Source organism: Actinomycetospora sp. NBRC 106378, from assembly GCF_030269685.1.
Lineage (GTDB): Bacteria > Actinomycetota > Actinomycetes > Mycobacteriales > Pseudonocardiaceae > Actinomycetospora.
The window spans coordinates 64,455-77,396 of sequence record NZ_BSTT01000009.1; the positions used below are offsets into that span (position 1 = coordinate 64,455).

13 protein-coding genes and 1 pseudogene are annotated in these 12,942 nt (G+C 73.0%); 9 read left to right on the top strand and 5 right to left on the bottom strand.

Features of this window, described 5'->3' with window-relative positions:
* The first annotated feature begins 150 nt into the window (after positions 1–150).
* The 4 genes from QSK00_RS19685 to QSK00_RS19700 are packed head-to-tail and all read left to right on the top strand — an operon-like array spanning position 151 to position 4,236.
* Entirely contained in the window at positions 151–1,659 is a 1,509-nt protein-coding gene (locus QSK00_RS19685) for a glycosyltransferase (RefSeq protein WP_285593178.1), read from the top strand.
* 30 nt (positions 1,660–1,689) lie between these two features.
* On the top strand, positions 1,690–1,866 hold the full coding sequence (locus tag QSK00_RS19690) for a hypothetical protein (RefSeq protein ID WP_285593180.1): 177 nt from the start codon (positions 1,690–1,692) through the stop codon (positions 1,864–1,866).
* A gap of 4 nt (positions 1,867–1,870) precedes the next feature.
* Positions 1,871–2,827, top strand: a complete 957-nt coding sequence (locus QSK00_RS19695; RefSeq protein WP_285593182.1) for a polysaccharide deacetylase family protein — start codon at positions 1,871–1,873, stop codon at positions 2,825–2,827.
* A complete protein-coding gene (locus QSK00_RS19700; protein WP_285593184.1) occupies positions 2,824–4,236 on the top strand; it encodes a lanthionine synthetase LanC family protein in 1,413 nt (470 codons plus the stop codon). Before QSK00_RS19695 ends, QSK00_RS19700 begins: the two co-directional genes overlap by 4 nt.
* Before the next feature lie 92 nt (positions 4,237–4,328).
* On the opposite strand, the gene QSK00_RS19705 is transcribed toward QSK00_RS19700, so the two are convergent.
* Positions 4,329–4,877, bottom strand: coding sequence for a helix-turn-helix domain-containing protein (locus QSK00_RS19705; RefSeq protein WP_285593186.1), 549 nt, complete (start codon positions 4,875–4,877; stop codon positions 4,329–4,331).
* 25 nt (positions 4,878–4,902) lie between these two features.
* Between QSK00_RS19705 and QSK00_RS19710 the strand changes: the two genes are divergently transcribed.
* Positions 4,903–5,379 carry a GNAT family N-acetyltransferase gene (locus QSK00_RS19710; RefSeq protein WP_285593521.1) on the top strand — a complete coding sequence of 159 codons (477 nt, stop codon included), beginning with the start codon at positions 4,903–4,905 and terminating at the stop codon, positions 5,377–5,379.
* Positions 5,380–5,466: 87 nt separating this feature from the next.
* Here the strand turns inward: QSK00_RS19710 and QSK00_RS19715 are convergent, their stop codons facing one another.
* From QSK00_RS19715 to QSK00_RS19725, 3 genes and pseudogenes are all read right to left on the bottom strand, one after another.
* The gene (locus QSK00_RS19715; protein WP_285593188.1) at positions 5,467–6,600 is read right to left on the bottom strand and encodes an Mrp/NBP35 family ATP-binding protein; all 1,134 of its coding nucleotides are present in this window, start codon (positions 6,598–6,600) and stop codon (positions 5,467–5,469) included.
* A gap of 204 nt (positions 6,601–6,804) precedes the next feature.
* Positions 6,805–7,245, bottom strand: a pseudogene (locus QSK00_RS19720) (DUF1003 domain-containing protein); the annotation flags it as partial.
* Complete coding sequence (locus QSK00_RS19725; protein WP_285593525.1) at positions 7,238–8,557, bottom strand: magnesium transporter MgtE N-terminal domain-containing protein; 1,320 nt, start codon at positions 8,555–8,557, stop codon at positions 7,238–7,240. The gene QSK00_RS19725 and the pseudogene QSK00_RS19720, both read right to left, overlap by 8 nt.
* Before the next feature lie 172 nt (positions 8,558–8,729).
* Here QSK00_RS19725 and QSK00_RS19730 point away from each other — a divergent pair, with 172 nt between their 5' ends.
* The 4 genes from QSK00_RS19730 (at position 8,730) to QSK00_RS19745 (ending at position 12,249) form a co-directional block, all read left to right on the top strand.
* Positions 8,730–9,689 (top strand): HpcH/HpaI aldolase/citrate lyase family protein, encoded by a 960-nt coding sequence (locus tag QSK00_RS19730; protein WP_285593192.1) that lies wholly within the window; start codon positions 8,730–8,732, stop codon positions 9,687–9,689.
* Between the two features lie 42 nt (positions 9,690–9,731).
* Positions 9,732–10,925 carry an acyl-CoA dehydrogenase family protein gene (locus QSK00_RS19735; RefSeq protein ID WP_285593194.1) on the top strand — a complete coding sequence of 398 codons (1,194 nt, stop codon included), beginning with the start codon at positions 9,732–9,734 and terminating at the stop codon, positions 10,923–10,925.
* Positions 10,926–11,080: 155 nt separating this feature from the next.
* Positions 11,081–11,542: a BLUF domain-containing protein gene (locus tag QSK00_RS19740; RefSeq protein ID WP_285593195.1), complete on the top strand. Its 462-nt coding sequence runs from the start codon at positions 11,081–11,083 to the stop codon at positions 11,540–11,542.
* Positions 11,543–11,730: 188 nt separating this feature from the next.
* Complete coding sequence (locus QSK00_RS19745; RefSeq protein ID WP_285593231.1) at positions 11,731–12,249, top strand: YflT domain-containing protein; 519 nt, start codon at positions 11,731–11,733, stop codon at positions 12,247–12,249.
* Positions 12,250–12,428: 179 nt separating this feature from the next.
* Here the strand turns inward: QSK00_RS19745 and QSK00_RS19750 are convergent, their stop codons facing one another.
* Positions 12,429–12,908 (bottom strand): hypothetical protein, encoded by a 480-nt coding sequence (locus tag QSK00_RS19750; protein WP_285593233.1) that lies wholly within the window; start codon positions 12,906–12,908, stop codon positions 12,429–12,431.
* Between the last annotated feature and the right edge of the window lie 34 nt (positions 12,909–12,942).

Sequence of the window (12,942 nt, forward strand, 5' to 3'; positions counted from 1 at the left end):
TAACACTCGGACTCTCCGTGGCGAGAACGGACATGTCGGCATCGATCGGGCGATACCGATGGAGTGACGAGTCGGTCGGGAGACACCATGCGTCAGGCTGAGGGAGGGCATCGGGCGGCCACCACCGTGCTCGATGCTCCGACCGGGGGCATGCGACGCACCCGTCCGCGCCACGGCCCGCGCGTCACGGTCGCCCAGCTCCTCGCGGCCCAGCTCGAGGACGAGCAGGCGCCCACCACGCCGTTGCGCGCCGACGACCTCGCGGCCCGCATCCCCGGCGCCCGCCCCGGCTCGGGGCCGCTGCCGGTCGTGTCACCCGGGACCGTCGGGACCGTCGGGACGCAGCCGCGCGCCCGTCGCCACGGTGCCCGCCCGACGCCGGGCCCTCCTCGCCCGGCGTCCCCGGAACCTGCCGCCCGGCCCTCGCCGACCCCGCGGACGGTCGTGGCCGCCGCGACCACGGCCACCCCGTGGCGCCCGGCACCGACGAGTGCCCCGGCCGTCGCCGCCCCGCCGCGTCCGGCGCCCGCTCCCAACCCGCCGGCCCCCGCACCGGCCCCCGCCCCGCGCCCGACCGCCACCGCCCCCCGTCGTCGGGACGGCAACCGCGCGACGGCGGTGACGAGCCTCGTGGTCCTCGTGCCCGCGCACGACGAGGAGGAGGGCATCGCCGACACCGTCGAGGGCCTGCTGGCGCAGGAGACCCCGGAGTGGCTGGAGATCACGGGCATCGTCGTGGTCGCCGACAACTGCACCGACCGCACCGTCGAGATCGCCCGCCGCTACCCGGTGACGGTGATCGAGACCGAGGGCAACACCGAGAAGAAGGCCGGCGCCCTGAACGAGGGCTGGCGGCGCGCCGCGCGCGACGCGGACCTCGTGCTCACGATGGACGCCGACACCGTGCTCGGCGACGGGTGCGCCGCGGCGATGGCCGACGAGCTGCGGGCGAACACCCGGCTCGGCGCGGTCTGCGCGCGCTACTGGGCCGCGCCCGGTCGCGGGCTCGCCTGGCGGCTCCAGCGCCTCGAGTACAGCCGCTACGACGACCTGCGCGAGCTCCGCAGCTGGCGGGTCAGCGTCGCGAGCGGGGCGGCCGCGATGTACCGGCGCCAGGCCCTCGACGAGGTGGCCGCCCACCGGGACGCGGGGCCCTGGGACGGCACCTCGCTGATCGAGGACTACGCCCTCACGCTCGACCTCAAGACGGCCGGCTGGACCGTCGGCGCCGCCCGCGCGGGCCACGTGCTCACCCACCCGCCCGCCACCTTCCGCGAACTCTGGGTGCAGCGGCTGCGCTGGGGCCGGGGCGGGATGGACGAGTGCCTCAAGCGCGGCTGGATCCCGGCCACCCGGCGCGACATCGCGTCCTACGGCCTGTTCGTGCTCAGCGTGTTCTTCCGCGTCCTGTTCATCACGATGATCGTCCTGATGATCACGCACGCGGTCCCGTTCCGGTACGCGCTCGTCGGGCTGATCCCGCTCGGCGTGATGTGGCTGGAGCGGGTGACGTCGATGTGGCGCCTGCCCGGGCGGACGGCCACCGACGTCGCGCTCGTGGCCGTGCTCGTCGTCGAGGACCTGTACGGCTTCTTCCTCGAGTTCTGCGCGGTGGTCGCCGCGTGGCGCTGTCTGTTCGCCAGGCGCCAGGCCTGGTAGCTCCCCTCGCTCCCCACCGAGAGGTTCCTGATGTACGGCGAGTCCCTGTACCTGACCAGCGGCGTCACCGGCGGCGCCACCGGCCTCGCGCTGGCCGCGTCCCAGGGGGTCAGCGCGATCGCGATGATCCTCACGGGCGTCACGGTCGCCTTCACGCTCATGCTGCTGGTCCGCATCGCCCGCCGCGGCGCCCGCCGCTTCCGCTGAGAGCGTGCCGGAGTCCAGACGACGGGGGTCTCGCGACACCTCGTCCACGGAGACGACGCTGCTCGGCGCGGCGGCCCTCGCCGCCACCGACCGGGCCCGACGACGGCGGGGCCGGGCGGGCTTCGACGCGCGACGACGCCGCACGCTCGTGACCGTCGCGATCCTGGTCGTGCTGCTCGGCAGCGGGGTCGCCGGGTTCGCGACGTGGCTGTCCGGGGCCGACGAGGCCGCGGCGGAGGCGGCACCCGTGGCGCGCGGGTTCGACGTCGTCGGGCCGCGCTACCAGCCGACGGCCGCCGACCGCGCCCGCACCCCGGCGCGGATCACGCCGACGACGCCGCTCGTGGCGCTCACCTTCGACGACGGTCCCACCCCGGAGCTCACCCCCTACGTCCTCGACGTGCTGGCGGCGAAGGGCGCGAAGGCCACGTTCTTCTTCCAGGGCGACCAGGTGGAGAAGCATCCCGACATCGCCCGCCGGGCGCAGGCCGAGGGCCACGTGATCGCCCTGCACTCCTACGAGCACGTCTACTTCCCGGACCTCGACGGGCCACGGGCGCGCGAGCAGATCGTCCGTGGCGAGGAGTCCCTCACCCGGGTGCTCGGCGTACGGCCGACGATGTGGCGCTACCCGTTCGGCGAGGCGTCGCCCGTGGCCGACGCGGTGCTGGCCGAGCGGCGTCTGGTCGGGGGCGTCGGCTGGGACTGGAAGTCCAGTCTCAAGGGCGACTTCGAGTGTCCCGGGGCCGACGCCGTGACCCGGCTCGTCGTCACCGAGGCTCGCGACGACGCCGTGATCCTGCTCCACGACGGCGGCGACGCCGTGACCTGCGCGGCCCCGCAGTGGGAGTACCTGCCGCGGGCGATCGACGCGGTGCGCGACCGCGGTCTGGAGCTCGGGGTCGTCGTCCCGACCGGCCGACCGAACGGGGCCGAGGAGACCGCCGTGGTCGCCCCGTGAGCCGGGTCGCCGTGCTGCTCGCCGTGCTGGCCCTCCTCGCGGGGTGCGCCGGTGCGACGGGGGAGGAGAGCGTCGTGCCCGCGGACCCGACCGTCGGCCGGGGACTGGACCGGCTCCTGGCCGACGGTGGCCCGACGGGGTGGGCCAGCGAGATCCAGTCCCCGCACCGGCACGTCGACCGGGACGTGGGTGCCGCCGGTATCGCGGCGGGCCTGCTCGCGGTGGCCGACGCCGCGACCGACCCCGCCGTGCGCGACCGCGCCCTCGCCGGCGCCCGGCAGGCCGGCGACTTCCTGCTCGACGCCCAGCGCGGCGCGGGTCGCTTCCCCGACTACGTCGACCCCGACGGCGCGGCCGGGTACGCCTACAGCTCCTACGACGACGGCGCGGCCGGGATCGCCGACCTGCTCTGGACGCTGGGGGAGCGCACCGGCGACCGCCGCTACACCGACGCCTCGCTCGACGCCGTGGCCTGGCTGCTGTCCCGGGCGGAGGACGTCCCGGGACGGCCCGCGTGTCCGAGGGTCTGCCGGTGGGCCTGGAGCGACGACGGCGATCCCTCGTACCGCACCGGGATGGGCGAGGGCCAGGCCGGGATCGTCTACGCGCTGAGCCTGTTCGCCGAGCGCACGGGCGACCGGCGGATCGCCGCGCACGCCGCGGGTGGCGGGGCCTACCTGCTCGGCGAGCAGGACCCCGACGGCGGGATGCCCGAGCGCGCCGACCAGCCCGCCCGCAACACCGGCTTCCTCTCCGGGGCCGCCGGTGCCGCGTTCACGTTCCTGCGCCTCGAGCGGGCGACCGGCGAGCAGCGGTGGCGCGACGGGGCGTCCCGGGCGCTGGCGTTCCTCGACCGGACCGCCGTCCCCGCCGCCGGCGGTTCGGCCTGGCCGATCTGGGTCGACCCCGCCGGCGTGCCCGGCAACCCCCGTCGCGCGACCGGCATGGAGGAGGGCGCCGCCGGGATCGGCTGGGTGTCGCTGCAGGCCGCGCAGATCCTCGGCGGCCCGGAGCACCGCGCGCGGGCCGAGGCGGCCGGGCGGTGGCTGCTCGCGGTCGGCCGGGACCGCGACGGCGGGACGGCCTGGCCGGAGTTCGACGGCAGCCCGATCGCCCACCTCTCGACGAACTCCGGCGCCGCCGGCACCGGGTGGTACCTCGACACCCTCGGCCGCGTCACCGGCCGCCAGACCTTCCGCGACGCCGGGCTCGCGGCCCGCCGCTTCCTCGTCGCCGCCCAGCTCGAGGACGGCACCTGGCCGTCGAACGTGACCGACGGGCGTCCCCGCCTCGTCGGTGAACCCTCCTGGCACTGGGGATCGGCCGGCATCCTGGCCTACCTCGCGCGGCTGGAGGGTGGGCGGGTCGACAGCCCGGGGATGCAGCCGCCGCTGGTCCCGCTGGGCTGAGCGGCTCACCGGCTTCTCCCGCGAGGTCCACCTGAGGCAGCGCTGCGGGTGCGTGCGGCTGCCTGACGTGTACCTCGCGGCGGCGGCGGCGCTCAGCGTCGGGTGACCGCCACGAGGTAGCGCACCGGCTCGTCGTCGGGGTTGCGGTAGACGCAGTCGACGGGCGGGCCCAGCTCGAGGCAGTCGCCGGTCGCGAGCCGGTGCACGGTGGCGCCCTCGACGAACTCCAGCGTCCCCTCGAGCACCCAGACCCGGTGGCGCAGGAACGCGTGCGCGTCGGCGGCGAATCCGGCCTCGGCGCGCGGCGGCATCGTGACCTCGACGAGCTCGAGGTCCCCACCGGGCCGTGGGGAGACGGCCCGGCGGACGTAGCCCGACGTCGGGTCGGTCCAGACCGGCTGGTCGGCCCGCCGCGAGACGCGGCCGCCGCCCTCCGCCCGCGCGACCAGCTCGGACAGGCTCAGCCCGAGCGCGCCCGACAGCTTGCCGAGGAGTGCGGCCGTCGGTCGGGCCTCGCCCGCCTCGACCTTCGCGATCATCGCGCGCGACACCCCGGCCCGGTCGGCGAGCGCCCGCACCGTCAGCTCACGCTCGGCGCGCCGCTCCCGGACGGCGGCGGCGAGGGAGTCGTCCAGCTCCATGCGGCCACTATAGTGGCCATCTGTGCTGAGCATCCGAGACGCCACGGTGGGCGACGCCGAGGCGTGCGCCGCGATCTACGCCCCGTACGTCCGGGACACCGTCATCAGCTTCGAGGAGCAGCCGCCGTCGGCCGCGGGCATGGCGGACCGCATCGCGACCGCCCACGCGTGGCTCGTGGGCGAGGACGGCGGCCGGATCGTCGGGTACGCGTACGCCGGGTCGTTCAACGACCGCCACGCCTACCGGTACGCCTGCACCGTCAGCGTCTACCTCGAACCCGGACGCCGACGGACCGGCGCGGGCCGGGCGCTCTACGAGGCCCTGTTCCCGCGCCTGCGCGACCACGGCTTCGTGCGGGCCGCGGCCGGCATCTCGCTGCCCAACGCGGCCAGCGTCGGCCTCCACTCCGCGCTCGGGTTCGCGCCCGTGGGCACGTTCCCGCGCGTGGGCTGGAAGTTCGACGCCTGGCACGACGTCGCCTGGATGCAGCGCGACCTCTGAGCGCGGCGCACTGCTGACGTCGGGCGTCAGCCGTGTGCCACCGCTGACGTCGGGCGTCAGCCGTGTGCCACCGCTGACGTCCCGGGCCTAGCGGCCGGCGGGCGAGATGTTCAGCGACATCCCGGCGAGCCCGCGGGCCCGGACGGTCAGGCGGTCGGCGACCTTGCGCAGCGCCTCGCCGGCCGCGGACTGCGGCGCGGAGAGCACCAGCGGCACACCGGCGTCGCCGCCCTCGCGCAGGCGGGTGTCGATCGGGATCTGGCCGAGCAGCGGGACCTCGGAGCCGATCGACTTGGTCAGCGAGTCGGCCACGGTCTGCCCGCCGCCGGAGCCGAACAGGTCCATCCGCGACCCGTCGGGCATGTCCATCCAGCTCATGTTCTCGACGACGCCGACGAGGCGCTGCCGGGTCTGCAGCGAGATGGCGCCGGCGCGCTCGGCGACCTCGGCGGCCGCCTGCTGCGGCGTGGTGACCACGAGCAGCTCGGCGTTCGGGATGAGCTGGGCGACCGAGATCGCGATGTCGCCGGTGCCGGGCGGGAGGTCGAGCAGCAGGACGTCGAGGTCGCCCCAGAAGACGTCGGCGAGGAACTGCTGCAGCGCGCGGTGCAGCATCGGGCCGCGCCACACGACGGGGGTGTTGCCCGGGGTGAACATGCCGATGGAGATGACCTTCACGCCGTGCGCCTGCGGCGGCAGGATCATCTCGTCGACCTTGGTCGGCAGGTCCTGGGTGCCCAACATGCGCGGCACCGAGTGGCCGTAGATGTCGGCGTCGACCACGCCGACCTTCAGGCCCTTGTCGGCCATCGCGGCGGCGAGGTTCACCGTCACCGACGACTTGCCGACGCCGCCCTTGCCCGATGCCACGGCGTACACGCGCGTCATCGAGCCGGGCTGGGCGAAGGGGATGACGGGCTCGTCGGCGTCGCCCTTGACGGTCTTGCGCAGCTCGCGCCGCTGCTCGTCGTTCATGACGTCGAGCTCGACGGCGACGGCGCTGACGCCCGAGACGCCCGAGACCGCGGTGGTGACGCGGCTGGTGATCGTGTCCTTCATCGGACATCCGGCGACCGTGAGGTACACCGCGACCTCGACCTTGCCGTGGTCGAGGACACGGATGTCCTTGACCATGCCCAGTTCGGTGATCGGACGGTGGATCTCGGGGTCCTCGACACCGCCCAGTGCGGTGCGGATCGCCTCGACGGACGGTGCAGCCATGCCCCGATGCTACGTGTCGGTACCGACGCTCCCGTTCGACGGACCCGTGTGCTCCAGCACCCGGCCGAGGGCCCGCTCGACGGCCTTCTCCACCGCGCGCTCGAGGGCCCGCTCCAGCGTCTTGTCGAGCGACTTGTCGACCGCGCGGGTCAGCGCCTTCTGCGTCTCCCGGTCGACCCCGGAGCGTTCGGCGCCGCGCTCGGCGAGCTCGCTGCGCAGGAAGTCCCGGGTGACCGTCTCGCCGACGGCGAGACGCACCGCGGCCAGCTCGCGGGACAGGTACTCGGTGTCGGCGATGGTCCGCTGGGCGCGGGCCCGGTCCTCGTCGAGCGACACCCGGTCCCGGTCGTCCTGCCGGTTCTGCGCCAGCAGGATCAGCGGCGCGGCGTAGGCGGCCTGCGTGGAGAAGGCCAGGTTGAGCAGGATGAAGGGATAGGGGTCCCACTCCCCGATGATCCCGATGAGGTTCAGCGCGATCCAGACGATGACGAACACCGTCTGCCACAGCAGGTAGGTCCCGGTCCCGAGGAAGCGGGCGAGGCGCTCGGCCATCCGCCCGAACGCCTCGGTGTCGAAGTCGAAGCGGAGCCGGCGCTGGGGTCCGGAGGGCTGGTCCAGTCGTCGACGGGCGGAACGCTCAGGCACGGGGGGCTCCCTTGGCGGTTCCGGCGACGCCGGGACGCGGCAGGGCGGTCTCCGGGATGCGGAGGCCGCCCGTGGTCGTGGGGTCGGGGTCCTGCGACCGCCAGTCCTCGGGCAGCAGGTGGTCGAGGACGTCGTCGACGGTGACGGCACCGAGGAGGTGGTCGTTCTCGTCGATGACCGGCCCGCAGACCAGGTTGTACGTCGCGAAGTAGCGGGTGACCTCGGTCAGCGAGGCGTCGGGGTCGAGGCGGGTGAGCTCGGCGTCGAGCACCCCCGCCACCAGCGCGAACGGCGCCTCGCGCAGCAGCCGCTGGGCGTGCACGCAGCCGAGGTAGCGCCCGGTCGGGGTGGCCGAGGGCGGGCGGCAGACGAACACCATCGACGCGAGGGCGGGGGTGATGTCGGGGTTGCGCACGCGGGCCAGGGCCTCGGCGACGGTCGCGTCCGGGGCCAGCACGATCGGCTCCGGGGTCATCATGCCGCCGGCGGTGTCGGCGGAGTAGGTGAGTAGCCGGCGCACCGACTGCGAGTCCTCGGGCTCCATGAGGCCCAGGAGCTGCTCGGACTCCGGGTCGGGCAGGTCGGAGAGCAGGTCCGCCGCGTCGTCGGGGTCCATCGCCTCGAGCACGTCGGCGGCCCGCTCCGACGACAGGTGGCGCAGCACGTCGCGCTGCTCGTCGCCGGGGAGCTCCTCGATGACGTCGGCGAGCCGCTCGTCGCCGAGCCCGTCGGCCACGTCGTAGCGACGGCGGGTGGGGAGGTCGAGCAGGGCCCGCGCCACGTCGGCGGGCCGCATGTCCTCGAACGTCGCGAGCAGCTGCTCGGTGCCCTGGCCCTCCTCGGCGAGCGAGAGACCGCTGATCGCCGCCCACGGCAGCACCTGCACCGGCCCCCGTCGTCCGAGGACCCCGAGCCGCTCGGTGACCGCCAGCCGCGTGATGAGCCAGTCGCGGCTGCGGGTGTGCTCCATGAGCACGTCGACGACCGTGGCGTCGACCTGCCGGTCGACGATCCGCACGCCCGCGTCGAGCATCTCCCCGACGACGAGCACCTCGTTCGGGCGCTGCGCGAACGGGCGCAGGTTCACCTGGCCGGTGGACAGCACGACGGCTCCCGCGTCGATCGCGGTGATGCGCAGCATCGGCACGAAGATCCGTCGTCGGGACCCCACTCCCACCACGAGACCGAGCACCCGGGGTGGTCGCGGCCCGACCGAGACGGCCGACACCGCGTCGCGCACGCGACCGATGTGCTCGCCGTCGGGACCGAGAACGGGCAGACCGACCATCCGGGCGACGAACACCCTGGTCATCGCGGTGTTGGCGGCACGGGTCACGCGCTGAGGTTAGCGGCGTTGCACTCGCGGCTCGCGGCGGAGAGGGTGCTCACCTGAATCGGGACAGCGGTGCCCCCGCGTGTCAACATCCCGGTCAACCGTGCGCCTCCGCGACGACAGGCGGGGGCCTTCGAGGAGGTCAGTGCGAGTGAGTGTCGAGAACCGCCCACGTCGGTCGTGTCTCGCGGTCCCGGGGTCCAGCCAGAAGTTCATCGACAAGGCCAGGACGCTGCCCGCGGACCAGATCTTCCTCGACCTGGAGGACGCCTGCGCCCCGCTCGCGAAGCCGGGTGCGCGCAAGACGATCGTCTCGGCCCTGAACGAGGGCGGCTGGGAGGGCAAGACCCGGGTCGTCCGCGTCAACGACTGGACCACCGAGTGGACCTACCGCGACGTCACCGAGGTCGTCGAGGGTGCCGGCGCCAACCTCGACGCGATCATGCTGCCGAAGGTGCAGACCGCGGCGCAGGTGCACGCCCTGGACTTCCTGCTCACGCAGATCGAGAAGACCATGGGTTACGAGGTCGGCCGGATCGGCATCGAGGCGCAGATCGAGAACGCCCTGGGCCTGACCAACGTCAACGAGATCGCCGCCGCGTCGCCGCGCATGGAGACCATCGTCTTCGGCCCCGCCGACTTCATGGCCTCGATCAACATGAAGTCCCTCGTGGTCGGCGAGCAGCCCCCGGGCTACACCGAGGGTGACGCCTACCACTACATCTACATGCAGATTCTCATGGCGGCCCGCGCCTACGACCTGCAGGCCATCGACGGCCCCTACCTGCAGATCCGCGACGTCGACGCGTTCCGCCGCGTCGCACAGCGCTCCGCGGCGCTCGGCTACGACGGCAAGTGGGTGCTGCACCCCGGCCAGATCGACGCGGCCAACGAGGTCTTCTCGCCCAACCAGGACGACTACGACCACGCCGAGAACATCCTCGACGCGTACGAGTACTTCACCTCCGAGGCCGGAGGGAAGAAGGGCTCGGCGATGATCGGCGACGAGATGATCGACGAGGCCTCGCGCAAGATGGCGCTCGTCATCGCGGGCAAGGGCCGTGCCGCCGGCATGAGCCGCGGGGAGCGCTGGACTCCGCCGGAGAGCTGACCGCATACTCGCCGGTAACAACGTCGTCAGGAGCGTTCAGTCATGGCACGTCTCGCCCAGACCGCGGGTCTCACCGAGGTCCAGGAGGAGATCCTCTCCACCGTCCGCGACTACGTGGACAAGGAGATCATCCCGAAGGCGCAGGAGCTCGAGCACGCCGACGAGTACCCCCAGGAGATCGTCGACGGGATGAAGGAGATGGGCCTGTTCGGGCTCATGATCCCGGAGGAGTACGGCGGACTGGGTGAGTCGCTGGCCACCTACGCGCTGACGGTCGAGCAGATCGCCCGCGGGTGGATGAGCGTCTCGGGTGTCATCAACACCCACTTCATCGTCGCCTACATGCTCATCCACCACGGCACGGAGGAGCAGAAGCAGAAGTACCTGCCGAAGATGGCGACCGGTGAGATCACCGGCTCCTTCTCGATGTCGGAGCCGGAGCTCGGCTCGGACGTCGCGGCGATCAAGACCCGCGCGACCCGCGACGGCGACGACTACATCGTCAACGGCGCGAAGATGTGGCTGACCAACGGCGGCTCGTCGAACCTCACCGCGGTGCTCGTCAAGACCGACGAGGGCGCGGAGAAGCCGTACCAGAACCTGACGACGCTGCTGGTGGAGAAGCCGCGCGGCTTCGGCAAGGTCGCCGAGGGCCTGTCGGTCCCCGGCAAGATCGACAAGATGGGCTACAAGGGCGTCGACACCACCGAGATGGTGTTCGACGGCTTCCGCATCCCGCAGACCCAGGTCCTCGGCGAGCTGCCGGGCAAGGGCTTCGGGCAGATGATGGACGGCGTCGAGGTCGGCCGCGTCAACGTGGCCGCCCGCGCCTGCGGCATCGCGATCCGCGCCTTCGAGCTCGGCATCGAGTACGCCCAGCAGCGCTCCACCTTCGGCAAGCCGATCGCGCAGCACCAGGCGATCGCGTTCAAGCTCGCCGAGATGGCCACGAAGGTCGAGGCCGCCCACCTCATGATGGTCAACGCCGCCCGCCTGAAGGACCGCGGCGAGCGCAACGACGTCGAGGCCGGCATGGCCAAGATGATCGCCTCGGAGTACTGCAAGGAGGTCACCGAGGAGTCGTTCCGCATCCACGGCGGCTACGGCTACTCGAAGGAGTACGAGATCGAGCGGCTCATGCGTGAGGCGCCGTTCCTGCTCATCGGCGAGGGCACCTCGGAGATCCAGAAGACGATCATCAGCCGCGGCCTGCTGAAGGACTACAAGCTGCGCTGACCGTGAGTCGGTACCGGCACCGTCACTGTCTCACGTTGAGAAGTGTGCTGTGATCGGCGTCATATGACCTTACCGTCGTGGCGAGGGCGCGTCCCAGATCGGTCCAGCGAGGGGCCGGCGGGCGCGTCGTCGTGACGAGGGAGTCGACGACGACGATGGCCGACAACACGAGCACGGGGCCGGTCTTCCGGCTGGTCTACCGCAGCAACCTGATCGCGAGCGATGACGTGGAAGCCCAGGTGGCGGACATTCTGGCGACGTCGCGTCGGAACAACCCCGCGCGCGGGATCACCGGCGCGCTCGTGGTGTGGGACGAGAGCGTGGTGCAGACGCTCGAGGGCGACGAGGACGCGGTCCGGGCCCTCTACGCCACGATCGAACGGGATCCCCGGCACACGGGGCTCGAACTCGTCGAGACCACCCCGGGGGTCGAGCGGGCCTTCGGGAAGTGGTCGATGGCGCGGGTCGCCGACGACGGCGACTCCGACATCGCCCTCGGACTCCGGGCGTGGGAGGGGGGCGTCGACGTGGTCGGTGGCCGCGCGATGACCACGCCGGACGAGGACCGGGCCGTCGCGATGATGCGCGAACGGGTGGGGGGCACCGCCACGCGCTGATCGAGCGAGGGGGCCCCGGTCGCATGGAACGCCCGGGGTCTCGTCGTGCCAGGAGGTAGGCGCTGCGCTGTTCGGTCGACAGCGTCAGCGGGCACACACTCCGCGTGGGCACTTTCCACCGGTTCCGTCCGTTGGAAGGATGCGCGGACCCCGAGCCACGGGGTCGACCTGGCAAGCGGAGGTAAGTCGTGAGCGCGCCGTTCCTCGGCAACCGTCCCGGGGCAGCCCCCGGGCTGCCGAACCTTCCCGAGCCGCCGTCGGGCTGGCCGATCGGGTCGTACGCGAAGTACGAGGAGGCGCAGCGGGCGGTCGACCACCTCGCCGACAACGACTTCCCGGTCGCCGACGTCACGATCGTGGGCGTCGACCTCATGCTGGTCGAGCGGGTCATCGGGCGTCTGACCTGGGGCCGCGTCCTCGCCACCGGTGCGGCGTCCGGCGCCTGGCTCGGCCTGTTCGTCGGGGTGATCCTGTCGCTGTTCAGCGCCAACGGGTCCTTCGGCGCGATCCTGCTCGGCCTCGGGATGGGCATCGTGTTCGGTGTCGTCTCGGGCGCCATCACCTACGGCGCCTCGCGCGGGCGGCGGGACTTCACCTCGGCGAGCCAGCTCGTGGCCGGTCGCTACGACGTCCTCTGCCAGCCCCGCAACGCCGAGAAGGCCCGCGACATGCTGGCCAAGCTCGCGATCGGCACCGAGCAGACGTAGGTCCGACCCGACGACGGGGTCCGCTCGCGAGGTGCACGCCGGGCAGGTCCGCAGGCCCGTCCGGATGCCTGATGTCACCCTCGCGACGAAGGGCCGTGTTCCCGACGACGGGTCCCGCTCGCGAGGTGCACGCCAGGCAGGTCCGCGGGCCCGTCCGGATGTCTGGTGTCACCCTCGCATCAGGCCGTCGCCTGCGCCGTCCAGGACTCGAAGCGCCGCCAGAACAGGCGCTGCGAGAACGCCCAGAACCGGAGCAGCCTCGGGTGGACGTGCGCGTCGATGCGCAGGTCCACCTCCGTGGCGCCGCCCGGGGCGTCGGCCACGGCGATCTGCAGCCGGGTCGGGCGCAGCAGCCGGAACGAAACGGCGTACGCGCCGTAGAGGTACTGCAGGTCGCGGTACTCGCCCTCGCGGATCTCGCCGAGCACGCCGGGCAGGTGCAGGCCCGGGCCGTGGTGGGTCGTGACCACGCCCGAGGCGAAGCCGCCGCCGAGGAACTCGACCCGCCACGGTGGGAGCTGGGTGTCGGTGAACGTGGCCGGGTCGTCCAGCCAGGCCCACACCCGCTCCCGCGGGGCCGGCGTGACGAAGCGCTGCACGTGCTGGTGGGACCGCCACCCCGGCGGCGACGGCTGGTCGGGGCCGGCGAGGTTGCTCACGCCCGGGGATGCTGCCAGGCCGGGCCCCGACCCG

Excerpts from the sequence above, each read along its gene's own strand:
- QSK00_RS19685 (WP_285593178.1), top strand. The coding sequence starts at position 151 with ATGCGACGCACCCGTCCGCGCCACGGCCCGCGCGTCACGGTCGCCCAG.
- QSK00_RS19690 (WP_285593180.1), top strand. The coding sequence starts at position 1,690 with ATGTACGGCGAGTCCCTGTACCTGACCAGCGGCGTCACCGGCGGCGCC.
- QSK00_RS19705 (WP_285593186.1), bottom strand. The coding sequence starts at position 4,877 with ATGGAGCTGGACGACTCCCTCGCCGCCGCCGTCCGGGAGCGGCGCGCC.
- QSK00_RS19715 (WP_285593188.1), bottom strand. The coding sequence starts at position 6,600 with ATGGCTGCACCGTCCGTCGAGGCGATCCGCACCGCACTGGGCGGTGTC.
- QSK00_RS19725 (WP_285593525.1), bottom strand. The coding sequence starts at position 8,557 with ATGACCAGGGTGTTCGTCGCCCGGATGGTCGGTCTGCCCGTTCTCGGT.
- QSK00_RS19735 (WP_285593194.1), top strand. The coding sequence starts at position 9,732 with ATGGCACGTCTCGCCCAGACCGCGGGTCTCACCGAGGTCCAGGAGGAG.
- QSK00_RS19740 (WP_285593195.1), top strand. The coding sequence starts at position 11,081 with ATGGCCGACAACACGAGCACGGGGCCGGTCTTCCGGCTGGTCTACCGC.